Raw genomic sequence first — 26,969 nt, 5'->3', positions numbered from 1 at the left:
CGCAATCAGGACAGGGGAAATGAACATGTCAGGCAAAATTCCGGCGACGTTGATACCCGGCGACGGGATCGGCCCCGAGATCACGGCAGCAGTGACACGCATTCTGGATGCGCTGGGCTCGCCGTTCGAATGGGATGTGCAGCAGGGCGGCATGGCCGGCATCGAGAGATCAGGCGATCCGCTGCCGGGCGTGCTGATCGACAGCATCCGTCGCACCAAACTCGCGCTGAAGGGACCGTTGACGACCCCGGTCGGCGGCGGCTTCCGTTCGGTCAACGTCCGCCTGCGGGAGGAGTTCGAGCTGTATGCCAATCTCCGCCCGGTGAAGACGATGGTGCCCGGCGGCCGTTATGAGGATATCGACCTCGTCCTGATCCGCGAGAACATCGAGGGCCTCTACGTGGCGTTCGAGCATTTCATCGCTGTCGGCGACGATCCGCACGCGGTCGCGATCTCCTCGGGCGTCAACACCCATGCGGAGGCGCGGCGCATTGTCCGCTTCGCATTCGAATATGCGCTCAGCCACGGCCGCAAGAAGGTCACTGTGGTGCACAAGGCGAACGTGCTGAAGGCGCTGACCGGGCTGTTCCTGCAGGCCGGCCGCGAGATCGCCAAGGAGTATGAAGGGCGCATTGCGATGGATGACCGCATCGTGGACGCCTGCGCCATGCAGCTCGTGATGAACCCGTGGCAGTTCGACGTTATCGTCACCACCAATCTGTTCGGCGATATCCTGTCCGACCAGATGTCCGGGCTCGTCGGCGGCCTCGGCATGGCGCCGGGCGCCAATATCGGCGAGAAGGCCGCGATCTTCGAGGCGGTGCATGGCTCGGCGCCCGATATTGCCGGCAAGGGGATCGCCAATCCGCTCGCGCTGCTGTTGGCGGCCGGCCTGATGCTCAAGCACGTCGGCAAGGACGATCTTGCCACGCGGTTGCGGACGGCGATCGAGCAGACCCTGCAGATCGACAATGTCCGCACCGCCGATCTCGGTGGCAAGGTTTCGACGTCGGATTTCGCCGGCGCGATCATCAAGCGCCTCGCGGCGTGATTTCGCGGAACGGTACCCGCGTCTTAGGCGATGCGGCCGATCGAAGTGTCGGCCGGAAACTCAAATTACCGATTGGTCGAAACGCCGGCGTCTCAATCCGCCGGCAGCGCGATCGAAAGCAGGGAGTGGGATAAATGGTAAAAGGCTCTGACCTTTTGGTCGCGGCATTGGAGCATGAAGGGGTCGATCGCATCTTCGGCGTGCCGGGCGAGGAGAATCTCGACGTCGTCGAGTCCCTGCGTAGTTCGAAGATTCAGCTGGTTCTGACCCGTCATGAACAGGCGGCAGCGTTCATGGCGGCGACGCATGGCAGGCTCACCGGCCGGCCCGGCGTGTGTATCTCCACTCTCGGTCCGGGCGCTCTGAACTTCTCGACCGGTGCGGCCTATGCGCATCTCGGCGCGATGCCGATGGTCATGATCACCGGCCAGAAGGCGATCATGAGCAGCCGGCAGGCGCGCTTTCAGATCGTCGACGTGATCGCGTCGATGAAGCCGCTAACGAAGCTCTCCCGGCAGATCGTCAGCGCAGCGAGCATCCCGACGCTGGTGCGCGACGCCTTCCGCGTCGCGATGGAGGAGCGGCCGGGCCCGGTCCTGCTCGAGCTGCCCGAGGATATCGCGGGTGACGAGGTCGAGCCGGTGCCGATGGTGCCGATCCACCCGATCGAGATTCCGGTCGCGCATCGTGCGGCGCTCGACCGCGCCGCCGAGATGATCCTGGAGGCCAAGCGTCCGCTGATCATGCTCGCCGCGGCCGCCAGCCGGCCGCGCTCGACCTTCGGCATCGCTGGCTTCGTGCGGCGGACCGGCATTCCCTTCTTCACGACGCAGATGGGCAAGGGCACCGTGCCCGGCGGCACCAGCCTTTACATGGGCACCGCCGCGCTATCCGAACGCGACTACGTGCACGAGGCGATCGATCAGGCCGACCTGATCATCGCGATCGGCCACGACACGGTGGAGAAGCCGCCCTTCATCATGGGTCCGAAGGGACCGCAGGTAATCCATGTCAGCTATACGCCGGCAACGGTGGAGCAGGTCTATTTCCCGCATGCGGAGGTAGTTGGCGACGTTGGCCCAAGCCTCGAGCTGCTGGCCGACCGGCTCGAAGGCAGGTTGCCGAACGCCAAGGCCCTCCTGCCGTTGCGCGAGGGCATTCTCGGCCGGATCGCCGATCGCGCCACCGAAAGCCGCTGGCCGGTGACACCGCAGCGGCTGGTGCACGACATCCGCCAGGTGATTCCCGAGAACGGCATCGTCGCGCTCGACAACGGCATGTACAAGATCTGGTTTGCCCGCAATTACCGGACCTACGTCGCCAATACGCTGCTGCTCGACAATGCGCTGGCCACCATGGGCGCCGGCCTGCCGTCGGCGATGATGGCGGCGATGCTCTATCCGGAGCGCCGCGTGATGGCGATCTGCGGCGACGGCGGCTTCATGATGAACAGCCAGGAGCTGGAGACCGCGGTCCGCCTTAAGCTCAATCTGGTCGTTCTGATCCTCAATGACGGCGCCTACGGCATGATCCGCTGGAAGCAGGCCGTCGATGACTTCCCGGATTTCGGCCTCACCTTCGGCAACCCCGATTTCGTCCGTTACGCGGAGTCCTACGGCGCCAAGGGTTCTCGTGTCACCTCGGTCGATGGGCTGTTGCCGACGCTGGAGGGAGCCTTCAAGGGCGGCGGTGTCCATCTCGTCGATGTCGCGATCGATTATTCCGAGAACACCAGGGTGCTGGTCGATGAGCTGCGCAATCGCAAGCTCGGCGTCGAACCGTCCTGACGAGCGAACGATGTTGCAAGTTGTGCAGGCGTTCGACCGGGTCCCGTTTGCCGAGGTCCCGGTCGACGATGTCGACGCGATGGAAGCGAAGCTAAGGGCCGCATTGCGCGTCCTCGGCGATCGCGACGGCTGGCTGGCGCCGCATGCGCGCGTCGCGGTGTTGCGGCGTACGGCAGCCCTGCTGGACGGGCGGCGCGACCATTTCGCGCGACAGATCGCCCGCGAGGGCGGCAAGCCGCTGACGGATGCGATCATCGAGGTCACGCGGGCCATCGACGGCCTGCACTGCGCCGCCGACGAATTGCGGAACTTTGCCGGGCGTGAGATTCCGATGGGGCTGACGGCGGCGTCTGCGAAGCGCTGGGCCTTCACGACCCGCGAGCCGATCGGCGTCGTGTTCGCGATTTCTGCATTCAACCACCCGCTCAATCTGATCGTGCATCAGGTCGCGCCGGCGATTGCCGTCGGTTGCCCTGTCATCGTCAAGCCGGCCAGCGCGACGCCGCTGAGCTGCCGCGACTTCGTCGCGCTGCTGCACGAGGCCGGCCTGCCGGAAGCGTGGTGCCAGACCTTCATTCCTCGCGGCTCAGCGCTCGCCGAACAACTGGCGTGCGATCCGCGCATCAGCTTCCTGAGCTTCATCGGCTCGGCCAGCGTCGGCTGGCGGCTGCACGGCAAGCTCGCGCATGGCACCCGCTCGGCGCTCGAGCATGGCGGCGTGGCGCCGGCGATCGTCGACCGCAGCGCAAATCTCGAGCGCATCATCGAGCCGCTGGTGAAGGGCGGCTTCTACCATGCCGGCCAGGTCTGTGTATCAACCCAGCGCATTTATGTGCACGATGAGATTTTCGACGCATTTAGTGAGCGCCTGGTTGCCCGCGTCGCAGAGCTGCGGACCGGCGATCCGACCTCTCCACAAACCGAAGTCGGGCCGCTGATCCACCCGAAGGAAGTCGATCGCATCACCAACTGGATTGACGAGGCTGTGGCCGCTGGCGCGAAGCGGGCCATCGGCGGGGAGCGTCTCTCTGAAACCACGCTGCAACCCACCGTTCTGCTGGAACCCCCGGCCGGAGCAAAAGTGTCGCGTGAAGAGGTGTTCGGTCCGGTGGTCTGCCTCTATCGCTATGCGCAGCTGGATCACGCGATCGCACAGGCGAATTCGCTGCGAGTGCCGTTCCAGGCCTGCGTGTTCAGTGACGACATCGACGTGGCGCTGCGCGCCAGCGAGCGGCTGGATGCCTCCGCGGTCATGATCAACGACCCCACCACGTTCAGGACCGACTGGATGCCGTTCGCCGGCCGGCGCGAGGCCGGCTACGGCGTCGGCGGCATTCCCTACACCATGCGCGACATGACACAGGAAAAGATGGTGGTGCTGCATCGGCGGGCGTGAGCCGGCTGCATGCAGCGCCATGACAAGACCAGGAGGAGTGCGAACATGATCGGACGATTCACCTTTCAGGCGCCGTCGAACATTCTGTTCGAGCCGGGCGCTTCACGGAAGATCGACGAACTTGTCGCGGGCTACGGCGCCAAGCGCGTCATGCTGGTGACCGACAAAGGCGTCCGTGGCGCAGGTCTCACCAAAGGCGCCGAGGCCTCGCTGGCGGCGGCCGGCATCGAGGTCAGCGTGTTCGACGATGTCGTCGCCGATCCGCCCTCGCAGGTGGTGGAGGCCGCGGTCGCCGCCTGCCAAAACAACAAGATCGAGCTGGTGCTGTCGATCGGCGGCGGCAGCGCGCTCGATACCGCCAAGCTCGTCGCCTATCTCGCGAAAACGCCTGATCGTCTCGAAGACATCTATGGCGTTGGCCTCGCCAAGGGCAAGCGCCTGCCGCTGCTGCTGGTGCCGACCACCGCCGGCACCGGCTCCGAGGTGACGCCGATCGCGATCGTCACCACGCCGACCACGGAGAAGAAGGGCGTGGTCTCGCCGGTCCTGATTCCGGACTGGGCGATCCTCGATCCGGAGCTGACGCTGGGCCTGCCGGCCTCCGTCACTGCCGCCACCGGCATCGATGCCATGGTGCATGCGATCGAAGCCTATACCAGCAAGGTCAAGAAAAACCCCATGTCCGACCAACTGGCGCGGCAGGCATTGGGATTGCTGTCGGCGAATGTGCGGCGCGTCTGCCAGGACGGCAGTGACCTTGAGGCGCGCGCGCAGATGCTGCTGGGATCGATGCTTGCCGGCATGGCTTTCGCCAACGCGCCGGTCGCCGCCGTCCATGCGCTGGCCTATCCGATCGGTGCGATCTTCCATGTCCCCCACGGACTGTCGAACGCACTGGTGCTGCGCCATGTGCTTGAGTTCAATCTGCAGGCGGCGGAAGCGCTCTATGCGGAGCTCGCCGAGATCGTCAAACCCGGCCTGCGCGGCAGCCAGGCCGAGAAGGCGCGGGCCTTCATCGACGAGATGACGGCGATCGGTCGCGACTGCCAGGTGCCGGCTTCGCTCGCCGATGTCGGGATCGGCCGTGACGATCTGAAGAAGCTCGCCGAGGACGCGATGAAGCAGACGCGGCTCCTGGTCAATAACCCCAGGGAGCTGACGCTCGACGACGCCTATGCGATCTACAGCGCCGCCTTCGGCGACGGCAGCAACCGTTTTGTGCAGGCCTCCCATGGCTGAGGAGAGTCAACCCAATCCATTCGGGCCGCTCGCCGCGCAGTGGATGGAGTCCTGGCGCGCGATGGCCGGTGCCAGCGACATCAGCGAGACCTGGTCAAACTCGATGCTGCCCTTCATCATGAAGCGCGCCGCCGAGCGCGGGTTCGGCATGAGCGCCGGCAATGACCTCGCTGAGGCCATCGAGCGGATGGCCAAGGGGCCGCGCCTTGCCGATGTCCTCGATTTCGACCGCAAGCTCGCCAGCGTGGCGGCGGCCTGGAGCGAACTGCAAAGCAAGCTCGCGGCCTATCACGTCGTGGCCTCAAAGCCCTGGATGCGCGCCGCGGAGCAATTCAGTGCAAGGCCGCCGGATGAAAGGGTCAAGGACGCCGGCTGGCGCGCAGAGCTCGGCGCCTGGAACGAGCTTGCCAACGAAGAGCTGATCGCCAACCAGCGCACGGATGAGTTTCTGGTCGCACAGAAGCAGTTGCTGCAGGCGGCAACCGAATTCCGCGCGCGGCAATCCGATATCGCCGACACCATTTCGGCCATCCTGGGGGTCCCTACCCAGCGCGACTTCGACGAAGTCACCCGGCAGCTCACCGAGCTCCGGCGCGAGTTGCGGGCGCTCGAACGCCGGGTCGGCGAATCGGCATCACGGGGTGACGCATGAGCAGCGAGAAGCCGAACTGGAACACGACCGGGCCATTCGCCGAGATGACCGACAAGATGCTCAAGGCCGGCAAGCTGCTGTCGACCATCAAGGACGAGGACGTCGACGTCGGCGCAACGCCGAAGACGCTTGTTATGCGTCGCGACAAGGTCGAGCTGTTTCGTTACGAGCCGCTGACCGAGCAGAAGGTCAATACGCCGGTGCTGCTGGCCTACGGCCTGATCGGCCGCTACACCATGGCGGACCTGCAGGAAGACCGCTCGCTGGTCCGCAGCCTGCTGTCGCAGGGGCTGGACCTCTGGCTGGTCGATTGGGGCCAGCCTAACCGCACCGAGCGCTGGTTGACCATCGACGATTATGTCGACGACTACATCCACGCGGCGGTGGAGCGGGTCTGCCGCGAGACCGGCCATGACCGGATCACGCTGCTCGGCATCTGCGAGGGCGGCGTGTTCACGACCTGCTATGCGGCGCTGCATCCGGACAAGGTCAAGGGGCTGGTGCTCACGATCACGCCGATCGACTTCCACGCCGACCGCGACGATCCCGACACCCACCACGGCTTCCTCAATCTGTGGACGCGGAGCCTCGACCGCGCCGACATCGATCGTCTGGTTGACACCTATGGCGGGCTTCCCGGCGAGTTCATGAGCTCGGTGTTCTCCTTGATGACGCCGATGCGCTCGCTGACCAAGTACAACATCGACCTGATCGATGTCGTCGACGATGAAGCCAAGCTGATGAACTTCCTGCGCATGGAGAAGTGGCTGGCCGACCGGCCAGCCCATCCCGGCGAGGCTGCCAAGCAGTGGCTGAAGGACCTCTATCAGGACAACAAGCTCGTGAAGGGCGAATTCGAGTTGTCGGGGCGGCTTGTGGATCTCTCGAAGTTGACCGCGCCAGTGCTCAACGTGTTCGCGCTGAACGACCACATCATCCCGCCGACCTGCTCGCGCGCGCTCGGCGATCACGTCGGCACCAAGGACTATTCGGAGATCGAATTGCCCGGCGGCCATGTCGGCCTGTTCGTGTCGAGCAAGTCGCAGGGATCGTTGAGCAAGGGCATTTCGGAGTGGCTTGCCGCGAGGGATTGACGCGATGACCAAGGACAAGATCGTTTCTGCCGATGAGGCCGTCGCCATCATCCGCGATCGCGATACGGTCTGCACATCCGGCTTCGTCGGCATCGGCACGCCCGACGAGCTGTTGATCGCGCTGGAAAAGCGATTTCGCGAAACTCGCCACCCGTCGGATCTCACGCTGATGTTTGCGGCGGCGCCGGGCGATGCCGGCGACCGCGGCCTCAACCGACTTGCCCATGACGGTCTCCTCAAGCGCGTGATCGGCGGGCACTGGGCGCTGGTGCCGAAGCTCGGCGAGCTGGCGCTCGCCAACCGCATCGAGGCCTACAATCTGCCGCTTGGCTGCATCTCGCATCTCTATCGCAATATTGCCGCACGTGGGCCCGGCGTGATCTCCAAGGTGGGTCTGAAGACCTTTGTCGATCCAAGACTGCAAGGCGGAAAGCTCAACGAAAGCACGACCGAAGATCTCGTCGAGGTAATGCGGATCAATGACGAGGAGTGGCTTCACTATAAATCCTTTCCGATCAATGTCGCGCTACTGCGCGGCACCACCGCTGATCCGGCTGGCAACATCACCATGGAACGCGAAGCCCTGACGCTGGACAATCTGGCGATGGCAATGGCCGCGAAGAATTCGCGTGGCTTCGTCATCGTCCAGGTCGAGCGCATCGCGGCCAGCAATTCGCTCAATCCGCGCGAGGTGCAGATTCCCGGCATCCTCGTCGACTGCGTCGTCGTCGCTGATCCTGTCAATCACGTCCAGACCTATGGCGCGACATACAGCCACGCCTTCTCCGGCCGCCAACGGGTGCCGATGGACCGCGTCAGGCCGCTTGAGCTTGACGAGCGCAAGATCATCGCGCGCCGCTGCGCATACGAGCTTCCGCCCGGCGGCGTGGTCAATCTCGGCATCGGTATGCCCGAGGGCGTGGCGGCGGTTGCCGCCGAAGAGCACATGCTGAAATTCCTCACGCTGACCGCCGAGCCCGGCATCATCGGCGGCATGCCGCAGGGCGGGCTCAATTTCGGAACGGCGCTCAATCCGGATGCAGTGATCCACCAGAACCAGCAGTTCGATTTTTACGACGGCGGCGGGCTGGATCTCGCCTGCCTCGGGATGGCGCAGGCCGATAGTGCCGGGAACGTCAATGTCAGCTGCTTCGGCTCGCGGCTGGCGGGCGCCGGCGGGTTCATCAATATCTCGCAGAGCTCGAAGAAGCTGGTGTTTGCGGGAACCTTCACCAGCGGCGGGCTGAAGATCGCGGTCGAGGATGGCGCACTGCATATCCTGCGGGAAGGAAGCGCGAAGAAATTTGTCGCCGCGGTCCAGCAGATCACCTTCAGCGGCGACCACGCCGCCGAGACCGGACAGCCGGTGTTCTATGTCACCGAGCGCTGCGTTCTGCAGCGGACACCCGTCGGCGTCGAGCTGATCGAGGTGGCGCCCGGCATCGACATCGATCGCGACATTCTCGGCCAGATGGATTTCGAGCCGGTCATTCGCAACGTCCGCCCCATGGATGCGCGGATCTTCCGCGAGGGGCCGATGGGCCTCGCCCACATGCTGCTCGGCCGGGGACTAGCCGACCGCATCAGCTATGATGCCGAGCGCAACACGCTGTTCGTCAATTTCGAGGGGTTTGACGTCCGCACCGTCGAGGACGTCGATCTGGTCCGCCGCGAGGTCGAGCGCGCCTGCCGCGCCGTCGGCAAGCCGGTCGCGCTGGTTGCGAACTACGATGGTTTCCATTTGGAACCCGTCGTTGGCGACACCTATTTCTCCATGATCGCTTATCTCGAGCAGCGCTACTACAGCTCGGCGTCACGATACACCACCAGCGCGTTCATGCGTCTCAAGCTGGGCGAGGGATTGGCCGAACGCCACGTCGCGCCGCATATTTTCGAGACCCGCGCTGAAGCGCAGGCCTTTGCACGAAGCCAGCGGAAAGAAGATGTCTAGGGCGATAACCCCAGGGAGAAGGTGATGACCGAGGAAATCGATGCGGCCACGAAGGCGATGAAGGAACAGCTTGCCAGGCTGACGGAGAGCTTCAAAATTCCGGGCGTGGATATCGACGCGCTGATGGAAAGCCAGCGCAAGAACATCGAGGCCATGTCCAGGGCCGCACAACTGACGGCGGAAGGTGCGGCCGCAATTTCGCAGCGTCAACTGGAGATCCTGCGCGCCACGTCCGAGCAACTCACGACGGCACTGCGCGACATGAAACTGTCGAGCCAGCAGCAGGGCGAATTCGCCCGCAAGGCGTTCGAAACCGCGCTCGCGAGCACGCGCGAGCTCGCGGAAATGACCGTCAAGTCGAACACCGAGGTCTTCAACGTGGTGAAGCAGCGAATGGCCGAGGATTTCGAGAAGATGCGAACGGCGTTTCTTCCAGGTCAGGGCAAGACGTAGCGCCTGGATCGTATCGGGTCAGTCGCAGGACGGTCGGCGGCGGCGGGCCCGGCCGTACCCACGCGAGTTCAGCAGAGGAGTGAGATGTTTGAAGCGGCTGGAGAGGTAATGCGCAGGCTCGCCGTTGGGAGGCCGAAGTCCCGGCAACCGGATCGAGAGGATGTCGTCCTGGGCCTTTCGCCGTCCGGCTTCCATCAACTGGCCTATGCTGATTGGGGGCCCGTCGACGACGAGCGGCCGATCGTTTGCGTTCACGGGCTGACGCGGCAGGGGCGGGATTTCGACCACCTGGCGGAGCGGCTGGCGGCCGCTGGCCGGCGTGTGATTTGCCCGGATTTGCCGGGTCGCGGACGCAGCGGCTGGATCAGCAATCCCGATCACTACGCGCTGCCGCAATATTGTGCCGACATGAACGCATTGATCGCGCGCCTGGGCGTTTCCGAGGTGGATTGGGTCGGGACTTCGCTAGGTGGCTTGATCGGCATGATCATGGCCGGCTTCTCCGGCAGCATCGTGCGCAAGCTCGTCATCAACGACATCGGCCCTTTCGTGTCGTCGACGGGACTGCAGCGGATCGGCCGGTACATCGGCAATATGCCGGCGCTATTCAAGACGATCGAGGATGCCGAAAAGTACTTTCGAACCGTGCTCGCCCCCTACGGCAGACTGGGCGACGAGCATTGGCGGCATCTGACCGAGCATAGCATCCGCTGGGACGATGCCCGACAGGGCTATGCCCTGCTATGCGATCCGACGATCGCGAAGGGATTCCGGCTGCCGTGGTTCCAGCCCCTGAACCTCTGGGCCTACTGGGAAGCCATCAAGGTACCGGTGCTGGTTCTGCGCGGCGTGCATTCTGATCTGCTGTCGTTCGATCTCGCGGCGGAAATGCGAAAGCGCAATCGGATGGCCAACGTCTTCCAATTCGACGACTGTGGGCATGTGCCGCCGCTGATGGCCCCGGAGCAGATCGACGTGGTCACGCAGTTTCTGCTCAAGGACACGATTTCCGGTTTTGGAGAGAGAGATGGATAGCCGTAACCCTCGATGCAGCCATCCCAGAGAAGATCTACGATGTGCCGGCTGAATGGACGAAGCGCGCCTGGGTCGACCAGGCCAAATACAAGGATATGTACGCCCGTTCGATCTCGGACCCGAACGGCTTCTGGGCCGAACAGGCTAAGCGCATCGACTGGATGAAGGCGCCGACCAGGATCGAGAACGTCTCCTTTGCGCCCGGCAACGTCTCCATCAAATGGTTCGAGGACGGCGTGCTCAACGTTGCCTGGAACTGCATCGACCGGCACCTCGCCCAACGTGACGAAACAGGATCCGGCAAAGCAGATTCTCGCGGCCACCGATGGCTGGGGCGCGGAGATCGTGCTCGAGGCGACCGGCAGTCCCAAAGCGGCTGCCAGCATCTTCGAACCATTGTGCGCGGGTCGTGATGATCGGGGGGCAATCACAGCCGATTGCGTATGATGCCGGCGCTGCCATGGTGCGCGAGGCGAGGGTCGAGAACATCTTCCGTTATGCTCACATCTTTCCGCGATGTGTCGCTATGCTGTCGTCAGGTGCGATCGACGTGAAACCGCTGATCACCCGCACGTTCGCATTCGACGATAGCGTCCGTGCGTTTGAAATTGCTGCCTCCGCGCCGAAGGGCGATGTGAAGATGCAGATCGCGATCCCGCAGTAGGGGAGAGCCGACATTGGCGGGGGCAAAGTCAGGAAGGTCGTCAAACGCTTCGGCTCTGTCCAGGTGATGCACGGCGTGAGCGTCGACATCGAGGACGGCGAGTTCGTCGTGCTCGTCGGTCCCTGATGCCGTGATTAAGGAACGGCTCTCCTTGAAACCTGGCGCGTAAAACGATGAGGCGGGCCCCTGGAGCGGAGGTGGTCACATCGAGACGCCGAACAGCTTGCGGACTGCCGGGAGCCACTCGCCGGTCATCGTGAACTCAAGCCCCAGCCGCGCGCCGCAGGCGATCGCCAGCATCGTGACCGGCGCCGAGAGCGCGAGTGTCGAAAACGCGGTCAATCCCTGTCCGATGGTGCATCCCATCGACATGATCCCGCCGATGCCCATCAGAAGCGCGCCGGTCATGTGGCGCTTCAATTCGCGCGCGTCATCGCACGCTTCCCAGCGGAAGCCGCGCGCGAGCAGCGCCGCGGCAAGAGAGCCCGCCACGACGCCGGCAACGGAGCCGATGCCGAAATTGAGGCGCGCACCGGAGAAGGTCGCAATGTAGAGGATGGTGTCGCCGAGTGGAGCGACAAAAGTGAGCGAGGAGACCCGCACCGGATCGAATTCGTCATCGGCAAGCCATCCGGTCGCAAACCAGCCGAACGCGATCGCGGCGCCGACGGCAAGGCCGGAGGCCAATAGTCGCGGCGATCGGATCAGCCTGCCGTCGGCGAGGGCCCAGAAGGCAAGCGCAGCGGCAATCGACACGACGAGGATCGCACGCATTGCGCTCCCTGCGCCGAGCAGCGAGGTCAGTGTCTGGTTGTTGCCCTCGGAGAGCCGCAGCGACAACGGCTCGACCAGCATCACGCGCAGCACACCGGTGATGCCGCGCATGGTGGCGAGCGCCGAGAGGCCGAGCACGAGAAAGACCACGATGGCCCGCAGATCGCCGCCGCCGATCCGGACCAGCGTACCGAAGCCGCAGGTGCCGACCAGCGCCATGCCGATGCCGAACATCAGCCCGCCGATGATCGCGCCGCCGATGCCGATCGACGACGTCAGGTAGATCGACCGCGACAGGTCGACGATGCCGAATTCGACGAGCGCCTGGGTCGCGAGCAGGGCGACCGCCGCAGCCAGAGCGAAGGATTTCAGCCGGCGAAGATCCGCCCCGAAGAACGCATCCTCGAGCATCGCGAGCGTGCAAAAACGGCCGGCGCGGCCCGCTACGCCGAGCACGCCACCAGCAGCCAGTCCGCATGCAAATGCTATGGTCGAGGGACTCAGCATGCCTCCCCGGGATGCTTGTTCTGCTTGTCGGGCAGTCTGCGCTGGGAGGGGGCGAAAATCCAGCGCGCAGAATTACCGGCGCCGCCGCCGCACCGGCTCGCAAAAGACATCGTAGATGGCAGTGAGGATCTTGCGCACGTCCTCGTTGGCGAGGCTGTAGTAGATCGCCTTGCCGTCGCGGCGGGTCGTCACGAGCCGGTCGAGCCTGAGCCGCGCGAGCTGCTGGGAGACGGTCGACTGCCGCTCGCCGAGGAACTGCTCGAGCTCGGTCACGGATTTCTCGCCTTCGGCGAGAATGCAAAGCAACAGCAACCGGGATTCATGCGACAGAGCCTTGAGCATGTCGCTCGCTTCGCGCGCCTTCTCGATCATCTGCTCGAGTTCGGCGGACCCCTCGATCTCCTTCAGCTTTGGCAATGGCATCGCGTCAAATTCCCCAAAGACGTCTGTGGTCACGACCCGCCTTGTCCCGATCCTGATCCAGCCAGGATCCGGTCCAACAGGCCGAAGAAGAAGGCGTCCCCCGGATAGCCGCGAATGCGCCCGATCTCACGGCCCTCTTTTACCACGACGAAGGTCGGCGTGAAGGCACCGGGATCGATTGCAGAGAGATCGGCGGGAAGGGGGGCGTTCAGGCTGACGCGGCGGAGCGGCGCCGCCCGGGCTTCCTCAGTCTTGCCGTAGATCGGCGCGATCTCGGCGTCAAAACGCGCGCACCAGACACAGCCGACACGCTCGAACATGACGAGCTCGGCGGCGCGCGAACGCGTTGCCGGGAGCGCGAGCGCGGCAAGGGCTGCGAGCAATGCGATGATTCGGCTCATCCCCACGGAACGACCTCTGGACTTCCTTGGCTTCTTATATCATTAAATTCGTATATGTAATAGGGATGAGGCGCAATGATTTTGGATGTCACGCTTGGCGCGGCCTTTGCCGCCGGCCTGTTGTCATTTCTGTCGCCCTGCATCCTGCCCCTGGTACCGCCCTTTCTCTGCTACATGGCGGGCGTCTCGGTCACGGACCTGTCGAGCGGCAGGCCCGATCTGCGGCCGCGCATCCTCGTCTCCGCGCTGGCCTTCGTGGCGGGGTTTTCGCTGGTCTTCGTCGCGCTCGGCTCGACCGCATCGATCGCCGGGCGCTTCATCTCCGCGCATCTCTCGACGCTCGGCATGGTCGCCGGCGTCCTGATCATCGTCATGGGCCTGCATTTTCTCGGCGTGCTCAGGATTCCGCTGCTCTATCGCAGCGCGACGGTACAGATCGACAACCGGCCGGCCGGCGTGGCCGGTGCCTTCATCATGGGCCTTGCGTTCGCCTTCGGCTGGACGCCCTGCGCGGGGCCCATTCTCGCCGCCGTCCTGATGATGGCGGGGTCCGAGGACACCACCGGCAGAGGCGCGCTGCTGCTCTTCGCCTATTCGGCCGGGACCGGCATTCCATTCCTGGTCGCGGCAGCCTTCACCGGTCGCTTCATGGCGGCGCTCGGCCGCGCGCGCCGGCATCTCGGCCTGGTCGAGAAGACGATGGGCGCCTTTCTGGTCGCGACCGGATTGATGTTCCTGACCGGGTTGATGCCGGCGGCGTCGGAATGGCTGCTCGAGCAGTTCCCCGCGCTCACCCGCATCGGCTGAGCTAACCGTAGCGGAAATCCAGGAGCTGAGCGTAGGACTGCAGCTCGATGAGGTAGCGATGCACGAGCGGCCCGTCGCCGGCCATCGCGGCATGGGCGATCTCGCCGCTGCTCGCGATCGCGCCGTCGATCAGGCGGCGAAATTCCGGTTGTCTGCCAATGTCGGCGCCGGCCCAATCGTTGCAGCGCTGCAGGCGGTCGCGAAATGCGCCCGCCGCGGCGACGGTATCTTCGACACGCGCGGGCGTGGCTTGTTCTCGATAGATGTTCGCGGCGATGCGGAGCCTCTCCATCGCGGGCACGATCTCGAAGACGCAATCGCCGAGGTCGTATAGCCCGGAACTGCGCCTGAGATCGTGAAAGGACTGGCGAAGTGCGTGCAACGCGCGACCGGCGGCGCCGTTGTCTGCGCCGTCGAGCGCGCGCGCTACTGAGGTGAGCCGCTCATCGCCATTGGCGAGAAATTCCGCCCATGCGGTCGGCAGGTAAGGGGACGGGGGCGTCGCAGCAGTTCCATCATGAAATTGTTTCCACGCTGCCGCGGCTTCGTCCGTCTCCATCTGTGCCAACGCGAAGTTGCCGGTGCGGGCATAACTTGCTGCGCTACGCAGATTGGCCATCACGGACGACATGGTCGACGCGAAGTCCTTGCGGTTGCCGGCTTCGGCAGCGAGCCCGGGCCCGCTCGAAGCCAGCCACGCCAGCAGGATCATGATGCAGCGCAAGATGGGAAATCCTTGTCACATTCGAGTATTTGAATATCATAATAAAAACGATCGACGTGCAAGATGCTCGAAGGTGGAAATCCCCGATGTCGCTCAACCGGCCGACGCGTCGCTCTTTTCTTGCATTGGCGCCCGGCGCCGCCCTTGCGGTGGGCCGCGGCGAGGCGAGGGCCGAGCCGGCGCTCGGTGATGATGGCCTCTATCACGAGCCATGGTTTCTCCAGAGCTTCCTCGATCTGCGTGAGGACCTCGAGAGCGCTGCGGCCAGCGGCAAGCGGCTCGCGATCATGTGGGAGCTGCGCGGCTGCCCCTATTGCCGCGAAACGCATCTGGTGAACTTTGCCGATGCCGGCATCGCGAAATACATCCGCGACAATTTCGAGGTGCTGCAGCTCAATCTGATCGGCTCCCGCAAGGTGACGGACCTTGATCGGCAGGAATTGACCGAGAAGGATCTCGCCCAGAAATACGGGATCAGGTTCACCCCGACGTTCCAGTTCTTTCCGCCGTCGTCCGCCGGCATCGAGGCCAAGGAGCCGATGGCGCGAGAGGTGGCGCGGGCGCCGGGCTATCTCAAGCCGCCGCATTTCCTGGCGATGTTTCGTTTTGTGCGGGAGCGGGCCTATGAGCGCGGCTCGTTCCGGGATTTTCTCGCTGCAAACGGCTAGCTGACAGCGGTTTGTGAATTCCGCTTGACGCCGCCGTTTATATGAACATATCATAATAACTGAATTTGATGGATCGTGAGTCCATCGCAATCAAAGGCGGGCGTCACCTCGCCAAAGGGTAGGGAACATGCGGTGCTCGCTTGCGGCTGCGGTTGCACTGTGTCTGTCGGCTGCCGGCGTTTGCGCCCAGGAGCCGGCGAAGACGCCGATCAAGCTCGATATCGTCAACGACGCCTTGCCGAAATCCCTGACCGGCACGCCCGGCAATGCCGAGGCCGGCAGGAAGGTGTTCTTGACGCGCACGCTCGGCAACTGTCTGGCCTGCCATCAGGTCACCAGCCTGAAGTCCGAGGAATTCCACGGCGAGTTCGGTCCGTCGCTCGACGGCGTCGCCGGCCGCTACACCGAGGCGCAACTGCGCCTCATCGTCGCCGACCCCAAGCGCATCTTCACCGACACGGTCATGCCCGCGTTCTTCAGGAACGAAGGCTTGAGCCGGGTGCGCCCGGAATTCGTCGGCAAGTCGATTCTGACGGCCGCGCAGGTCGAGGACGTCATCGCTTTTCTCAAGACGCTGAACTGACGGCGAGGAGGATCAGGAATGAAAGCCATCAATCGACGGCAGGCATTTGCGCTCGGGGGCGGCTTCGTCATGCTGACCCTGATGCCCATGGCGGCCGATGCCGAAGTCACCAACGATGCGGCGAAGTGGATCGAGAAGTTCACCGGCGGCAAGCAGCCAGCCAAGGGCAAGATCTCGCTCGACCTGCCGGAGATCGCGGAGAACGGCAACACCGTGCCGCTGTCGATCAACATCGAGAGCCCGATGACCGCGGAGTCCTACGTCAAGGACGTCCTGATCATCGCCGACGGCAATCCGAATGCGGGCGTTGCGACGCTGTCGTTCACCCCGCTGTCGGGCAAGGCGGAGGCCTCGATCCGAATCCGGCTCGCGACGACCCAGAACGTGGTTGCGGTCGCGAAAATGAGCGACGGCACACTGTTCACGGAGCAGAAGACCGTCAAGGTCACGATCGGCGGCTGCGGCGGCTAAAAGCTTAGGAGAAGACAGATGGCAGACAAACCGCGCATCAAGCTTCCGAAGGAAGCGGCCAAGGGCGAGGTCATCCAGATCAAGACCCTGGTCTCGCACGTCATGGAATCGGGCCAGCGCAAGGACGCGCAGGGCAAGGCGATCCCGCGCAAGATCATCAACAAGTTTGCCTGCGAGTTCAACGGCAAGCCCGTGTTCTCCTGCGCGCTGGAGCCGGCGATCTCCGCCAATCCCTACGTCCAGTTCAGCGCCAAGGTGGACGAGGCCGGAACCTTCAAGTTCTCCTGGACCGACGACGACGGCACGGTGATCACAGCCGAAGAGAAGATCGCGCTCAAGGCCTGACGCGCGCGGCGCTTCGAGGGAGGAACGGATGCTGCAACGATTTGTCGGGCTCGCCGCAGCGGGGCTCGCGTCCGCGTCGGTGGCGACCTGTGCCTTCGCGCAGGAGACCGAACGCAAGGGCATCCCGGCGCCGCCCGGACACGTCTTCAAGACCATCATCTCCGGCTACGAGTTCCGTAGCAAGGAGACCCGCGCGTTGCAGGACGACGATCTCGAAAACCCGGGCTTCCTCGCCGTGGAGCGTGCCGCGGACGTCTGGAAGAAGGTCGAGGGCACTGAGGGCAAGTCCTGCATGAGCTGCCACGGCCAGGCTGAGACGAGCATGAAGGGCGTCGGCGCCGCCATGCCGAAATGGGACGACAAGCTGAAGAAGCCGGTCAATCTCGAGCAGCGCATCAATATCTGCCGGACCGACCACATGAAGGCCGAGCCCTGGAAATTCAAATCCCAGGAATTGACCGACATGACCGCCTTCGTGCGATACCAATCGCACGGCATGCCGGTGACGGTGAAGAGCGACGGCCCGATGTCGCCCTGGTTCGAGCGCGGCAAGGCGATCTACTACACGCGTTTTGGCCAGCTCGATCTCGCCTGCGAATCCTGCCACGAGCGCAACAACGGCAAGTTCATGCGCGCGGATTTTCTCAGCCAGGGCCAGACCAACGGCTTTCCGACCTATCGGCTGCGCGACCAGCGCCTGGTGCCGCTGCACGAGCGCTTCGAAGGCTGCATGTTCGACGTGCGCGCCGAGCCGTTCAAGCCGCTGTCGGACGAGTTCCTCGCCCTCGAGCTCTATGTCGCCTGGCGCGGCATCGGGTTGCCGGTCGAAACCCCCGCAGTGCGCAACTGAAACGATGAACCTCCTGGAGCATTGCGCATGATCTCTCGCCGCGAGTTCATTCAGGTTGCTGCGGCAACGGCGACGCTGGCGAGCGGCGTGGGCTCGAGCTTGACCCGGGCATTCGCCCAGCAGCGCCTGACCGAGAAGGAGCTGTTGGCGTTCGAGCCGCTTGGCAACGTCACGCTGGTGCATGTGACCGACATTCACGGCCAGCTCATGCCGCTGTACTTCCGTGAGCCCTCGACCAATCTCGGCGTCGGTGAGGCGAAGGGCCTGCCGCCGCACGTCACGGGCAAGGAACTCCTTGCGCGCTTCGGTATCGCGCCCGGCTCGTCGGCGGCCTACGCCCTGACGTCGGAGGATTTCGAGGCGCTGGCGAAGACCTATGGCCGGATCGGCGGTCTCGACCGCGCCGCGACCGTGATCAAGGCGATCCGTGCCGAGCGCGGCGACAAGGTCGCGCTGCTCGACGGCGGCGACACCTGGCAGGGCTCGTGGTCGTCGCTGAAGACGCGCGGTCAGGACATGATCGACTGCATGGCGCTGCTCAAGCCCGACGCCATGACCGGCCACTGGGAATTCACCTACGGTACCGAGCGCGTCAAGCAGGCGATCGAAGGGCTCGGCTTTCCGTTCCTCGGCCTCAACATCCGCGACACCGAATGGAACGAGGCCGCCTTCGAACCCTCGACCATGATCGAGCGCGGCGGCGTCAAGATCGCGGTGCTGGGTCAGGCTTTCCCGTATACGCCGGTCGCCAATCCGCGCTGGATGATTCCGAACTGGTCGTTCGGCGTGCGCGAGGAGGACGTGCAGGCGCAGGTCGACAAGGCCCGCAGGGGTGGTGCGCAGCTCGTCGTGCTGCTGTCCCACAACGGTTTCGACGTCGATCGCAAGCTTGCGGGCCGCGTCAAGGGCATCGATGTCATCCTGACCGGGCATACCCACGACGCGCTGCCCGAGGCGGTCAAGGTCGGCAAGACACTTCTGATTGCGTCGGGCTCGTCCGGCAAGTTCGTGTCGCGGCTCGATCTCGATGTCCGCGACGGCGAGGTCAGGGCTTACAGATACAAGCTCATTCCGCTGTTTTCCGATGTGATCGCCGCGGATGCCGAGATGGCCGCGAAGATCGCCGAGGTGCGCAAGCCCTTCGCATCGGAGCTGTCAAAGGTGCTGGGCAGGACGGATTCGCTGCTCTACCGGCGCGGCAATTTCAACGGCACCTTCGACGACCTGATCTGCCAGGCGCTGTTGCAGGAGCGCGACGCCGAGATCGCGCTCTCGCCGGGCTTCCGCTGGGGCACCAGCGTGCTGCCCGGACAGGACGTCACCTTCGAGGACGTCACCAACGCGACCGCCATCACCTATCCGGCGGTCTATCGCATGGGCATGACCGGCGCGCGCCTGAAGGAGATCATCGAGGACGTCGCCGACAATCTCTTCAACGTCGATCCCTACTATCAGCAGGGCGGTGATATGGTGCGGATCGGCGGACTTTCCTACGCGATCGATGTCGCAAAGCCGCAAGGCCACCGCATCTCGGACATGCAGCTGGTCAAGACCGGTGCGCCGATCGATCCCGCAAGGGAATATCAGGTCGCGGGCTGGGCCAGCGTCAACGAAGGAACCGAAGGGCCGCCGATCTGGGAGGTCGTCGCCAACTATATGACCCGACAGAAGACGGTTCGCCTCGAACCCAACAGAGCTGTCAAAGTGACCGGAGCGTAAGAAGCGATGTCGAAGATGGACAGTCCCCGGCAATCCCGACGCACTTTCCTGGCCGCTGGTGCCGGCGTTGCGGCGTCGGTGCTCGCCAAGCCCGCCTTCGCCGGCGGCGGCAATCCCGCAAATCAGCCGCCCAGCGTACCCGAATGGACCAAGTCGCTCGGCGAAGGCGTCGCCGTGCGTCCCTATGGCAAGCCGTCGAAATTCGAGAAGGACGTCGTCCGGCGTGACGTCGAATGGCTGACCGCCTCGCGCGAGTCCTCGGTGAGCTTCACTCCGCTGCATGAGCTCGACGGAATCATCACGCCGAACGGTCTCTGCTTCGAGCGCCATCACGGCGGCATCGCCGAGATCGATCCGGCCGATCACCGGCTGATGATCCACGGGCTGGTGGAGCGCCCGCTGATCCTCACGCTGGAGGAGCTCAAGCGCTATCCCCGCGTCAATCGCATCCACTTCATGGAGTGCGCGGCGAATTCCGGCATGGAGTGGCGGGGCGCCCAGCTCAATGGCTGCCAGTTCACCCACGGCATGATCCATTGCGTGCAGTACACCGGTGTGTCGCTGCGCACGCTGCTGGAGGAAGCGGGCGTCAAGAGCAACGGCAAGTGGCTGCTGGTCGAGGGCGCCGATGCCGCCGCGATGGATCGCAGCCTGCCGATCGAGAAGGCGCTCGACGACTGCATCATCGCCTACAAGATGAACGGCGAGGCGCTCTATCCCGAGCAGGGCTATCCGATGCGGCTCGTGGTGCCGGGCTGGCAAGGCAATCTCTGGGTCAAGTGGCTGCGCCGCATCAAGGTCGGCGACCAGCCCTGGCACACCCGCGAGGAGACGTCGAAATACACTGACTTGATGCCCAACGGAAAGGCGCGTCGCTTCACCTGGTCGATGGACGCCAAGTCGGTGATCACGAGCCCCAGTCCGCAGGCGCCGATCAGGCACGGCAAGGGTTTCACCATCATCTCGGGCCTGGCCTGGAGCGGCAACGGCAAGGTCAAGCGCGTCGACGTCTCGCTCGATGGCGGCCGCAACTGGTGGCCGGCGCGGCTCGACGGGCCGGTGCTCGACAAGGCGCTGACGCGCTTCTACTACGAGTTCGACTGGAACGGCGCGCCGCTGCTGCTGCAATCACGGGTGCAGGACGAGACCGGCTATGTGCAGCCGAGCAAGGCCGAGCTGCGCAAGATCCGCGGCGTCAACTCCATCTATCACAACAATGGCATCCAGACCTGGCATGTTCAGGCCAATGGTGAGGTCGAGAATGTCGAAGTCGCTTAAGGTCGCGGCCGCGGCGCTGCTCGTTTGCGCGATGAGCGCGCCCGCGCTCACGCAGCAGAAGACCGATGCCAAAGGCGGCCCGCGCTATCGCATCGGCCGCGCGCCGACCGCGGCGGAAATCCGCGGCTGGGATATCGACGTGCGGCCAGATGGTCTGGGGCTGCCGGACGGCAAGGGCACGGTTGCCCAGGGCGAAAAGCTGTTCATGGACAATTGCGCGTCCTGCCACGGCGAGTTCGGCGAAGGCAACGGCCGCTGGCCGGTGCTGGCCGGCGGCAAGGGCTCGCTGACGTCAGACAATCCGGTCAAGACGGTGGGCTCCTACTGGCCCTACGCCTCGACCGTGTTCGACTACGTCCGTCACGCCATGCCCTATGGCAATGCGGAGTCGTTATCCGTCGACGAATATTATGCGCTGGTCGCCTACGTCCTGTTCCTGAACGACGTCATCACCGACCAGAACTTCGAGCTGACCAACAAGAACCTCGCTGCGATCAAGATGCCGAACGAGCAGGGATTTGTGATGGACGATCGCGCCGCCACGGAGAAGTCGTTCTGGCAGAAGGATCCTTGCATGAAGGATTGCATCGCGCCGGTGAAGATCACCGCGCGCGCCGCTGCGATTGACGTGACCCCTGAGGACAGCAAGGACAAGAAGTCGCGGGGCGTAGAGTGAGCCGCGGGCAGGCGAGCCGCCGCGGATTGCTTCGCGGGCTGGTCGCTGCCGCCTCTGTCGTGACGAACGTTGCTCCGTCCCGGGCGGCCGAGCCGCACAGGCTCGCGCTGCAGATCAGTGACGACGATCCGGTCAAGATGCGGGCCGTTCTCGATGTTGCAGCCAACGTCTCGCGACACTATTCGGGACAGGGTGAGGACGTCGAGATCGTGGTGGTCGCCTTCAACGGCGGCCTCGACATGCTGTTGGACGATCGCTCGCCGGTGAAGGAGCGCCTGGTGAATTTTTTGAAATCGATGCCCAATGTGAGCTTCATCGCCTGCGGCAATACGCTGGAGACGCTCGCGGCGAAGGAAGAAGGCCGGCGGCCGCCGCTGATCGAGGGTGTCAGCGTCACCCAGGTCGGTGTTGCCGCGCTGATGGATCTTGCGGAAAAGAACTGGACGATCGTCCGTCCCTGAGGAGAGAGACGCCGATGCGATGGTTGATGGGACTGGCTGTCTTGCTCACTCTTGCGCGGCCTGCCGGCGCCGCCGAGCAGGAGCTCGAACTGTCGGTCGATGGCCGCACGACGCTTGCCACGTTGCGCACGCCGGCATCGATGGGACCCGACACGCCGCTCGTCGTGATGACCCACGGCACGCTCGCGCACAAGGACATGGAGGTCATTCAGGGCGTGGCGAAGGCGCTGGAGCAGCGCGGCATCGCCTCACTCGCGCATACGCTGTCGCTGGGGCTCGATCGCCGCAAGGGCATGTATGACTGCGCCACGCGGCACGACTACGTCGCCGACGATGCGGTCGGCGAAATCGCCGCCTGGGTGACGAGGGCAAGGAGCATGTCCCGGTTCGTCTTTCCACTCGGTCATTCGCGCGGCGGCAACCAGGTCGCGCGCTATCTGGCAGCAAGCGAATCTTCGCCGGCCGCGGGCGCGGTGCTGCTGGCGCCGGTGACCGCGAAAGCCGAGGCTGACTTGCGCGCCTCCTATGCCCAGACCTACGGCAAGCCGCTAGAGCCGCTGCTGGAACGGGCGACGAAGCTCGTCGCGGCGGGACACGGTGGAGAATGGATGGATGCGCCGGGCTTCATCTATTGCCGCAACGCGGTGGTGACGGCGCGCGCCTTCGTCTCCTTCTATGGCGCCGATGCCGGCCAGGACACGGCCGCGCTTGTCGCACGGCTGAAGCTGCCGGTGCTGGTGCTCGCCGCAACCAAGGATACGGTCGTGCCCGATGTGGCAGCGACCTTCGCGACGCTTGCCGATTCGAGCGGCGGCAGGGTCCAGCTCGATAGAATCGAGGACGCTGATCATTTCTTCCGCGACCTGTTCGCGGAGGATGTCGCCGACCGCATCGCCGAATTCATCAAGCAGACACGATAGGAGTGACCATGCAGTGTCGATTCATGCCTCGCGCGCGCCTTGCCAGACGATCTGGTGTCGTTGCCGCGCGGCTCCTCGGGTCGGCTGTCGTTCTGCTCGCAGGAGCTTTGACCTCGTCTGCGCAGGATTTTGCGGCAGGCAAGTCCTCATTCAACAAGTGCCTGGCTTGCCACGCAGTCGGCGAGGGAGCCAGAAACAAGGTTGGACCCGAGCTCAACGGCCTCGACGGCCGGAAGTCGGGTGTCGCGCCAGACTACAATTATTCCGATGCCAACAAGAATTCCGGGATCACGTGGAACGAGGCACAATTCAAGGACTACATCAGGGACCCCAAGGCGAAGATACCCGGCACCAAGATGGCGTTTGCCGGGATCAAGAACGAAAAAGAAATCAATGATCTCTGGGCCTTCATTGCCCAGTTTGACAAGGACGGAAAGGCCAAGCAGTAAATTGCTGGGATTGGCGCACAACCGATCGTGAGGACCGAGCGTCTCGGGCACGGGATTGCGTTCTGGAGTGCAGCGCGAGACGACCGAAGATACGAACCATTTGTCCTGGACCTGTTCGCGGGAAGACGCGGCCAGTCGCATTGCCGAATACATCAAGCAGACACGATAGGAGGGACCATGCGGCGTCGATCCATGCTTCGCGCGAGCCTTGCCGGACTATTTGGCGCTCTTGCTGTGCGCGAGGCGGCCGCGGCGACGGAAACGCCCGCGCGACAGCGCGTCGTCTATCACCTCGCCGATGCCGAGCGGGTCGTCTTCGTGCTGGGCAACCTCCAGAACCATGTCGACGGCGTCGGCGGGCCGGGCAAGGCCGATATCAGGCTGGTCGTGCATGGGCCGGCGCTGCGCGCCTTCCACGCGCTGGCGGCCGAGGACCACACAGTTGCGATGATGAAGAAGCTCACTGACGCCGGCGTCGGATTTGATGCCTGCGCCAACACGATGAAGGCGCAGGGCGTCAAGCTCGACGACCTCACGCCCGGCTTCGTGGTGGCCGAGAAGGGCGGCGTCGTTCGGCTCGCCGAGCTGCAACAGCAGGGCTATGCCTATCTGCGCCCCTGACCGGCGCGGCGATCTCCTGCAAAGCTCGGGGCCTTGATTTGGCTCATTTGGTGAGGCCGCGCCGCGCGATAGATTGGCGGACCTCAATGGAAGGCGGCCGTGCTGACGCCACTCATCGATCTCCTCGGCGAGGACCGGCTGTCATGGCTCGGCGGCCTTCTGGTCGGCGGCCTGTTCGGCTTCTTCGCCCAGCGCAGCCGCTTCTGCCTGCGCGCCGCGGCCGTCGAATTCTCCCGCGGTGAGGGCGGCCCGCGCCTTGCAGTCTGGCTGCTGACCTTTGCCGCGGCTCTTCTGGGCACGCAGGCTTTTGTCGCGCTCGGCTTGCTCGACGTCTCCGAGGCGCGGCAGCTCGCGCAGCAGGGCAGTATCTCCGGCGCGCTCGCGGGCGGGGTGATGTTCGGTTGCGGCATGATTTTGGCGCGCGGGTGCGCCAGCCGGCTGCTCGTGCTCTCGGCCAATGGCAATCTCAGGGCCCTGCTGTCGGGCCTGGTGTTCGCGGTGACAGCGCAGGCGTCCTATCGCGGATTGCTGTCGCCCGCGCGCGAATGGGTCACCAATCTGTGGCTGGTCGACGGCGGACCGTCGCGCGACATCATGGCGTTGTTCGGCGCAGGCTTGCCCGAAAAGCTCGCCTTCGGCGGCTTGTGGCTGATCGCGGGTCTCGCCTTCGCCTTTCGCAGCGACTTGCCGCGCCGCCTGATCCTCTCCGCGCTCGCAACCGGCGCGGCGGTGGTTGCCGGCTGGTTCTTTACCTACCAGCTCTCGCAGGCTTCGTTTGCGCCGGTGACGCTGAAGAGCCTCACCTTCAGCGGACCGTCGGCGGAACTGCTGATGCTGGTGCTGAACAGTTCGCAGCTCCGGCTCGGCTTTGATCTCGGCATCATTCCCGGCGTATTCCTCGGCTCCTTCATCGCGGCCGCGCGTGCGCATGAGCTGGCGCTCGAGGGATTCTCGGACGGGCTCGGCATGCGACGCTATCTGCTCGGCGCCGTGATGATGGGATTCGGCGCGATGCTTGCCGGCGGCTGCGCAGTCGGTGCCGGCGTGACCGGCGCCTCGGTGTTCGCACTCACCGCCTGGCTCGTGCTCGGCGGCATGTGGCTGGGAGCGGGGCTCACGGACCTGCTCGTCGACCATGGCGGCGCGCCGCAACCGCAGCAGACGGCGGGTTCGCCCGCGTCGCGCGCCTGATCATGTTTTATGATTTGCTAAGCTACATTTCTTGCGCACCAACGCCGCCACCTCTCCGGCTTGCCGCTCCAGCGCGCGGGTGTTTGGTCTGCCCATGGCAGCGTCAATAGCATCCGCGCGCCGACCATCAACATGTCCGACGCGTCGCTTCAGTCCGCCGAGAACCCGAACGGCACGCTCAGCGTCCTGAAATCATCGGGCAGCAGCTCGCGTCCGATGGGCGGCGCGGAGCGCGCGGTGCATCTTGGGCGGTGGCAGACGCGGCATGCGACGCCGATCGGCGTCGGCTCGTCGGCAGGCGGCTCCTTTCGATCGCGCGTGTAGATCAGCTGCCCCGCATGTTCGGCGGCGCAGCCGATCGCGATGGCCCGCTCCACGCGCGCGGCGCCGAACGAGCCGCCGCCGGCGGTGACGGTGCGGGCGATGGAGAAGAACCGCTTCCCGTCAGGCAGTTCCAGCCACTGCGTCACGATCTGACGTGGCGTCTTGAAGATCCCATGGACCGACCACAGCGGGCATGCGCCGCCGTGCTTGGCGAACGGAAATCCGGCACCGTCGAGCAGTTTCGAAATATTGCCCGCGGGATCGACACGGATCAGGAAGAACGGGATCTTCTCGAGTCCGGGCCGCTGCAAGGTCGTGACGCGGTGGGCGGTCTGCTCAAAACTGGTGCCGAACTGGCGCGCGAGCGCCTCAAGATCGTAACGACGCGCGTCGACCGCCTTTGCAAATGCGGAGTACGGCATGATGAGGGCAGCTGCGGCATAGGCGCCGAGCGCCCGCCGTGCCAATAGCTGGGCGCTCTCGGACGTGAACTTGCCGGCTTCCAGTGCGGCCGCGATCTCGTCTTCCATTTCGAGATAAGTGAGTTGCTTGGCCAATTCGAAATGCAGACTAGCGGTGTCGAGCGAATCCTCGAGCAGCAATTGCCTGCGATGCAGGTCCAGGCGCCTGACCGCGCCGAGCATGACATTGGGCGGCAGATAGCGGACTTGAAGGTTATGGCGAGTCCGAAGCCGCTCGATGAAGCCGGCCGTCCCGGAGGAGTCTTGAGCGATGCGTTCGGCAGCGTCGTCGAGATTGGCAAAATTGTTGCGACGCGCGGCGAGAAACCGCCTGACGTCTGCGACGGGATCGTTGGCGTCAAAATTGTCATGACCCGAAGATGCGGCTGCGCCCGCCATCGCGGGGTCTCTGCGTTCCGCCAGCGCCAGTTGCTCTTCGCGATAGGCGGTGTAGAGGCGAAGGAATGCCTCGGTCATTCCGGGATAGCTGACGGCGAGGTCGCTGATTTCGAGCGCGGGGATGTCGATGTCGGAAAACATCGGATCCTTCAGGACGGACTGCATCCGCGCCGTGTGATCGGCGCCGCCGTCGCCTGCGACATCGGCCAGATCGATCTTGTAGGTGCGGGCGAGGCGCAGCAGCATATCCGCCGTCACCGGCCGCTGATTGCGCTCCAGCAGCGCGACATAGGGGGCGGAAATCTCCAGATCGGCCGCCATGTCCGCCTGGGTCAGCCCCAGGTCGCGCCGCAGCCGCCGCAGTCGCGGTCCCATGAAGATCGAGCGGGCGCCGGAGGTGGTCATAGCGGGGCCTCGGGAAGTGTAAGATTCTTACAGCTATACACTGAATTCTTGTAAAGTGTGACAAGTTTTCCCTGACTTGGCTGGTCGCCGGCGCCGGCGGGCGTACAAACGCTGCCAGTTTGTCGTCATCGAAGGGATCACGGACATGAATTTCCAACCGCGCGGCATCAGCGACCGGGCCATCCAGGGG

Annotated in this window: 29 protein-coding genes and 2 pseudogenes; 26 read left to right on the top strand and 5 right to left on the bottom strand. The window is 64.4% G+C overall.

What is annotated here, in order from left to right; all coding sequences use genetic code 11:
* The first annotated feature begins 25 nt into the window (after positions 1-25).
* The 12 genes and pseudogenes from JQ632_RS05525 to JQ632_RS39275 all read left to right on the top strand — a co-directional run.
* Positions 26-1,051, top strand: a complete 1,026-nt coding sequence (locus JQ632_RS05525) for an isocitrate/isopropylmalate dehydrogenase family protein (RefSeq protein ID WP_249151429.1) — start codon at positions 26-28, stop codon at positions 1,049-1,051.
* Positions 1,052-1,185: 134 nt separating this feature from the next.
* Positions 1,186-2,838 (top strand): acetolactate synthase large subunit, encoded by a 1,653-nt coding sequence (locus JQ632_RS05520; RefSeq protein ID WP_212401272.1) that lies wholly within the window; start codon positions 1,186-1,188, stop codon positions 2,836-2,838.
* Positions 2,839-2,848: 10 nt separating this feature from the next.
* Complete coding sequence (locus JQ632_RS05515; protein ID WP_212401271.1) at positions 2,849-4,234, top strand: aldehyde dehydrogenase family protein; 1,386 nt, start codon at positions 2,849-2,851, stop codon at positions 4,232-4,234.
* A 45-nt stretch (positions 4,235-4,279) separates the two neighbouring features.
* Entirely contained in the window at positions 4,280-5,473 is a 1,194-nt protein-coding gene (locus JQ632_RS05510; RefSeq protein ID WP_249151427.1) for an iron-containing alcohol dehydrogenase, read from the top strand.
* A complete protein-coding gene (locus JQ632_RS05505) occupies positions 5,466-6,125 on the top strand; it encodes a poly(R)-hydroxyalkanoic acid synthase subunit PhaE (protein ID WP_212401270.1) in 660 nt (219 codons plus the stop codon). The genes JQ632_RS05510 and JQ632_RS05505 overlap by 8 nt, the downstream gene beginning before the upstream one ends.
* The gene (gene phaC, locus JQ632_RS05500; RefSeq protein ID WP_212401269.1) at positions 6,122-7,219 is read left to right on the top strand and encodes a class III poly(R)-hydroxyalkanoic acid synthase subunit PhaC; all 1,098 of its coding nucleotides are present in this window, start codon (positions 6,122-6,124) and stop codon (positions 7,217-7,219) included. Before JQ632_RS05505 ends, phaC begins: the two co-directional genes overlap by 4 nt.
* Positions 7,220-7,223: 4 nt before the next feature.
* On the top strand, positions 7,224-9,170 hold the full coding sequence (locus JQ632_RS05495) for an acyl CoA:acetate/3-ketoacid CoA transferase (RefSeq protein ID WP_212401268.1): 1,947 nt from the start codon (positions 7,224-7,226) through the stop codon (positions 9,168-9,170).
* Between the two features lie 24 nt (positions 9,171-9,194).
* Positions 9,195-9,623 carry a phasin family protein gene (locus JQ632_RS05490; RefSeq protein ID WP_212401267.1) on the top strand — a complete coding sequence of 143 codons (429 nt, stop codon included), beginning with the start codon at positions 9,195-9,197 and terminating at the stop codon, positions 9,621-9,623.
* Between the two features lie 108 nt (positions 9,624-9,731).
* On the top strand, positions 9,732-10,658 hold the full coding sequence (locus tag JQ632_RS05485; RefSeq protein WP_212401266.1) for an alpha/beta fold hydrolase: 927 nt from the start codon (positions 9,732-9,734) through the stop codon (positions 10,656-10,658).
* 20 nt (positions 10,659-10,678) lie between these two features.
* A pseudogene (locus JQ632_RS05480) lies at positions 10,679-10,975 on the top strand (acetyl-coenzyme A synthetase N-terminal domain-containing protein); the annotation flags it as partial.
* A 143-nt stretch (positions 10,976-11,118) separates the two neighbouring features.
* Positions 11,119-11,322 (top strand): hypothetical protein, encoded by a 204-nt coding sequence (locus tag JQ632_RS39280; protein ID WP_249151425.1) that lies wholly within the window; start codon positions 11,119-11,121, stop codon positions 11,320-11,322.
* A gap of 12 nt (positions 11,323-11,334) precedes the next feature.
* A pseudogene (locus JQ632_RS39275) lies at positions 11,335-11,445 on the top strand (sugar ABC transporter ATP-binding protein); the annotation flags it as partial.
* 78 nt (positions 11,446-11,523) lie between these two features.
* Here the strand turns inward: JQ632_RS39275 and JQ632_RS05470 are convergent.
* The 3 genes from JQ632_RS05470 to JQ632_RS05460 all read right to left on the bottom strand — a co-directional run bounded on the left by JQ632_RS05470 (position 11,524) and on the right by JQ632_RS05460 (position 13,427).
* Complete coding sequence (locus JQ632_RS05470) at positions 11,524-12,603, bottom strand: YeeE/YedE family protein (protein WP_212401265.1); 1,080 nt, start codon at positions 12,601-12,603, stop codon at positions 11,524-11,526.
* A gap of 72 nt (positions 12,604-12,675) precedes the next feature.
* Complete coding sequence (locus JQ632_RS05465) at positions 12,676-13,026, bottom strand: metalloregulator ArsR/SmtB family transcription factor (RefSeq protein WP_074116877.1); 351 nt, start codon at positions 13,024-13,026, stop codon at positions 12,676-12,678.
* Positions 13,027-13,055: 29 nt separating this feature from the next.
* A complete protein-coding gene (locus tag JQ632_RS05460; protein ID WP_212401264.1) occupies positions 13,056-13,427 on the bottom strand; it encodes a thioredoxin in 372 nt (123 codons plus the stop codon).
* 75 nt (positions 13,428-13,502) lie between these two features.
* On the opposite strand from JQ632_RS05460, the gene JQ632_RS05455 reads away from it, so the two are divergent.
* Positions 13,503-14,234: a cytochrome c biogenesis CcdA family protein gene (locus JQ632_RS05455; protein ID WP_212401263.1), complete on the top strand. Its 732-nt coding sequence runs from the start codon at positions 13,503-13,505 to the stop codon at positions 14,232-14,234.
* A gap of 1 nt (position 14,235) precedes the next feature.
* Here the strand turns inward: JQ632_RS05455 and JQ632_RS05450 are convergent, their stop codons facing one another.
* Positions 14,236-14,946, bottom strand: coding sequence for a hypothetical protein (locus tag JQ632_RS05450; protein ID WP_249151423.1), 711 nt, complete (start codon positions 14,944-14,946; stop codon positions 14,236-14,238).
* Between the two features lie 98 nt (positions 14,947-15,044).
* Here JQ632_RS05450 and JQ632_RS05445 point away from each other — a divergent pair, with 98 nt between their 5' ends.
* The 13 genes from JQ632_RS05445 to JQ632_RS05385 all read left to right on the top strand — a co-directional run bounded on the left by JQ632_RS05445 (position 15,045) and on the right by JQ632_RS05385 (position 25,190).
* Positions 15,045-15,626, top strand: coding sequence for a thioredoxin family protein (locus JQ632_RS05445; protein ID WP_249151421.1), 582 nt, complete (start codon positions 15,045-15,047; stop codon positions 15,624-15,626).
* 127 nt (positions 15,627-15,753) lie between these two features.
* Positions 15,754-16,209, top strand: a complete 456-nt coding sequence (gene soxX / locus JQ632_RS05440; protein WP_212401261.1) for a sulfur oxidation c-type cytochrome SoxX — start codon at positions 15,754-15,756, stop codon at positions 16,207-16,209.
* 18 nt (positions 16,210-16,227) lie between these two features.
* Positions 16,228-16,680, top strand: coding sequence for a thiosulfate oxidation carrier protein SoxY (soxY, locus tag JQ632_RS05435; RefSeq protein ID WP_212401260.1), 453 nt, complete (start codon positions 16,228-16,230; stop codon positions 16,678-16,680).
* A gap of 18 nt (positions 16,681-16,698) precedes the next feature.
* Positions 16,699-17,025, top strand: coding sequence for a thiosulfate oxidation carrier complex protein SoxZ (soxZ, locus tag JQ632_RS05430; protein WP_212401259.1), 327 nt, complete (start codon positions 16,699-16,701; stop codon positions 17,023-17,025).
* Between the two features lie 28 nt (positions 17,026-17,053).
* Complete coding sequence (gene soxA / locus JQ632_RS05425) at positions 17,054-17,875, top strand: sulfur oxidation c-type cytochrome SoxA (RefSeq protein WP_212401258.1); 822 nt, start codon at positions 17,054-17,056, stop codon at positions 17,873-17,875.
* Between the two features lie 27 nt (positions 17,876-17,902).
* Positions 17,903-19,594 carry a thiosulfohydrolase SoxB gene (gene soxB, locus JQ632_RS05420; protein WP_212401257.1) on the top strand — a complete coding sequence of 564 codons (1,692 nt, stop codon included), beginning with the start codon at positions 17,903-17,905 and terminating at the stop codon, positions 19,592-19,594.
* A gap of 6 nt (positions 19,595-19,600) precedes the next feature.
* A complete protein-coding gene (gene soxC / locus JQ632_RS05415; RefSeq protein WP_212401256.1) occupies positions 19,601-20,872 on the top strand; it encodes a sulfite dehydrogenase in 1,272 nt (423 codons plus the stop codon).
* Positions 20,856-21,548 (top strand): c-type cytochrome, encoded by a 693-nt coding sequence (locus tag JQ632_RS05410; RefSeq protein WP_249151419.1) that lies wholly within the window; start codon positions 20,856-20,858, stop codon positions 21,546-21,548. Before soxC ends, JQ632_RS05410 begins: the two co-directional genes overlap by 17 nt.
* The gene (locus JQ632_RS05405) at positions 21,545-22,009 is read left to right on the top strand and encodes a hypothetical protein (protein WP_409363468.1); all 465 of its coding nucleotides are present in this window, start codon (positions 21,545-21,547) and stop codon (positions 22,007-22,009) included. Before JQ632_RS05410 ends, JQ632_RS05405 begins: the two co-directional genes overlap by 4 nt.
* 14 nt (positions 22,010-22,023) lie before the next feature.
* On the top strand, positions 22,024-22,929 hold the full coding sequence (locus JQ632_RS05400; RefSeq protein ID WP_212401254.1) for a S9 family peptidase: 906 nt from the start codon (positions 22,024-22,026) through the stop codon (positions 22,927-22,929).
* Between the two features lie 23 nt (positions 22,930-22,952).
* The gene (locus JQ632_RS05395) at positions 22,953-23,378 is read left to right on the top strand and encodes a cytochrome c family protein (protein WP_212401474.1); all 426 of its coding nucleotides are present in this window, start codon (positions 22,953-22,955) and stop codon (positions 23,376-23,378) included.
* A 177-nt stretch (positions 23,379-23,555) separates the two neighbouring features.
* Positions 23,556-23,999 (top strand): DsrE family protein, encoded by a 444-nt coding sequence (locus tag JQ632_RS05390; RefSeq protein ID WP_212401253.1) that lies wholly within the window; start codon positions 23,556-23,558, stop codon positions 23,997-23,999.
* 99 nt (positions 24,000-24,098) lie between these two features.
* Positions 24,099-25,190, top strand: coding sequence for a YeeE/YedE family protein (locus JQ632_RS05385; protein ID WP_212401252.1), 1,092 nt, complete (start codon positions 24,099-24,101; stop codon positions 25,188-25,190).
* Between the two features lie 149 nt (positions 25,191-25,339).
* Here the strand turns inward: JQ632_RS05385 and JQ632_RS05380 are convergent, their stop codons facing one another.
* Positions 25,340-26,779 carry a short-chain fatty acyl-CoA regulator family protein gene (locus JQ632_RS05380; RefSeq protein ID WP_212401251.1) on the bottom strand — a complete coding sequence of 480 codons (1,440 nt, stop codon included), beginning with the start codon at positions 26,777-26,779 and terminating at the stop codon, positions 25,340-25,342.
* Positions 26,780-26,969 lie beyond the last annotated feature (190 nt).

Source organism: Bradyrhizobium liaoningense, assembly GCF_018130955.1.
Lineage (GTDB): Bacteria > Pseudomonadota > Alphaproteobacteria > Rhizobiales > Xanthobacteraceae > Bradyrhizobium > Bradyrhizobium liaoningense_C.
The sequence above is the reverse complement of the archived record's forward strand: the minus strand, read 5'-3'. Positions and strand labels throughout refer to the sequence as shown.

Bases quoted from the DNA above. Each gene is read 5' to 3' on its own strand.
- JQ632_RS05525 (WP_249151429.1), top strand. From the start codon at position 26: ATGTCAGGCAAAATTCCGGCGACGTTGATACCCGGCGACGGGATCGGC.
- JQ632_RS05520 (WP_212401272.1), top strand. From the start codon at position 1,186: ATGGTAAAAGGCTCTGACCTTTTGGTCGCGGCATTGGAGCATGAAGGG.
- JQ632_RS05515 (WP_212401271.1), top strand. From the start codon at position 2,849: ATGTTGCAAGTTGTGCAGGCGTTCGACCGGGTCCCGTTTGCCGAGGTC.
- JQ632_RS05510 (WP_249151427.1), top strand. From the start codon at position 4,280: ATGATCGGACGATTCACCTTTCAGGCGCCGTCGAACATTCTGTTCGAG.
- JQ632_RS05505 (WP_212401270.1), top strand. From the start codon at position 5,466: ATGGCTGAGGAGAGTCAACCCAATCCATTCGGGCCGCTCGCCGCGCAG.
- phaC (WP_212401269.1), top strand. From the start codon at position 6,122: ATGAGCAGCGAGAAGCCGAACTGGAACACGACCGGGCCATTCGCCGAG.
- JQ632_RS05495 (WP_212401268.1), top strand. From the start codon at position 7,224: ATGACCAAGGACAAGATCGTTTCTGCCGATGAGGCCGTCGCCATCATC.
- JQ632_RS05490 (WP_212401267.1), top strand. From the start codon at position 9,195: ATGACCGAGGAAATCGATGCGGCCACGAAGGCGATGAAGGAACAGCTT.
- JQ632_RS05485 (WP_212401266.1), top strand. From the start codon at position 9,732: ATGCGCAGGCTCGCCGTTGGGAGGCCGAAGTCCCGGCAACCGGATCGA.
- JQ632_RS39280 (WP_249151425.1), top strand. From the start codon at position 11,119: ATGGTGCGCGAGGCGAGGGTCGAGAACATCTTCCGTTATGCTCACATC.
- JQ632_RS05470 (WP_212401265.1), bottom strand. From the start codon at position 12,603: ATGCTGAGTCCCTCGACCATAGCATTTGCATGCGGACTGGCTGCTGGT.
- JQ632_RS05465 (WP_074116877.1), bottom strand. From the start codon at position 13,026: ATGCCATTGCCAAAGCTGAAGGAGATCGAGGGGTCCGCCGAACTCGAG.
- JQ632_RS05460 (WP_212401264.1), bottom strand. From the start codon at position 13,427: ATGAGCCGAATCATCGCATTGCTCGCAGCCCTTGCCGCGCTCGCGCTC.
- JQ632_RS05455 (WP_212401263.1), top strand. From the start codon at position 13,503: ATGATTTTGGATGTCACGCTTGGCGCGGCCTTTGCCGCCGGCCTGTTG.
- JQ632_RS05450 (WP_249151423.1), bottom strand. From the start codon at position 14,946: ATGATCCTGCTGGCGTGGCTGGCTTCGAGCGGGCCCGGGCTCGCTGCC.
- JQ632_RS05445 (WP_249151421.1), top strand. From the start codon at position 15,045: ATGTCGCTCAACCGGCCGACGCGTCGCTCTTTTCTTGCATTGGCGCCC.
- soxX (WP_212401261.1), top strand. From the start codon at position 15,754: ATGCGGTGCTCGCTTGCGGCTGCGGTTGCACTGTGTCTGTCGGCTGCC.
- soxY (WP_212401260.1), top strand. From the start codon at position 16,228: ATGAAAGCCATCAATCGACGGCAGGCATTTGCGCTCGGGGGCGGCTTC.
- soxZ (WP_212401259.1), top strand. From the start codon at position 16,699: ATGGCAGACAAACCGCGCATCAAGCTTCCGAAGGAAGCGGCCAAGGGC.
- soxA (WP_212401258.1), top strand. From the start codon at position 17,054: ATGCTGCAACGATTTGTCGGGCTCGCCGCAGCGGGGCTCGCGTCCGCG.
- soxB (WP_212401257.1), top strand. From the start codon at position 17,903: ATGATCTCTCGCCGCGAGTTCATTCAGGTTGCTGCGGCAACGGCGACG.
- soxC (WP_212401256.1), top strand. From the start codon at position 19,601: ATGTCGAAGATGGACAGTCCCCGGCAATCCCGACGCACTTTCCTGGCC.
- JQ632_RS05410 (WP_249151419.1), top strand. From the start codon at position 20,856: ATGTCGAAGTCGCTTAAGGTCGCGGCCGCGGCGCTGCTCGTTTGCGCG.
- JQ632_RS05400 (WP_212401254.1), top strand. From the start codon at position 22,024: ATGCGATGGTTGATGGGACTGGCTGTCTTGCTCACTCTTGCGCGGCCT.
- JQ632_RS05395 (WP_212401474.1), top strand. From the start codon at position 22,953: ATGCCTCGCGCGCGCCTTGCCAGACGATCTGGTGTCGTTGCCGCGCGG.
- JQ632_RS05390 (WP_212401253.1), top strand. From the start codon at position 23,556: ATGCGGCGTCGATCCATGCTTCGCGCGAGCCTTGCCGGACTATTTGGC.
- JQ632_RS05380 (WP_212401251.1), bottom strand. From the start codon at position 26,779: ATGACCACCTCCGGCGCCCGCTCGATCTTCATGGGACCGCGACTGCGG.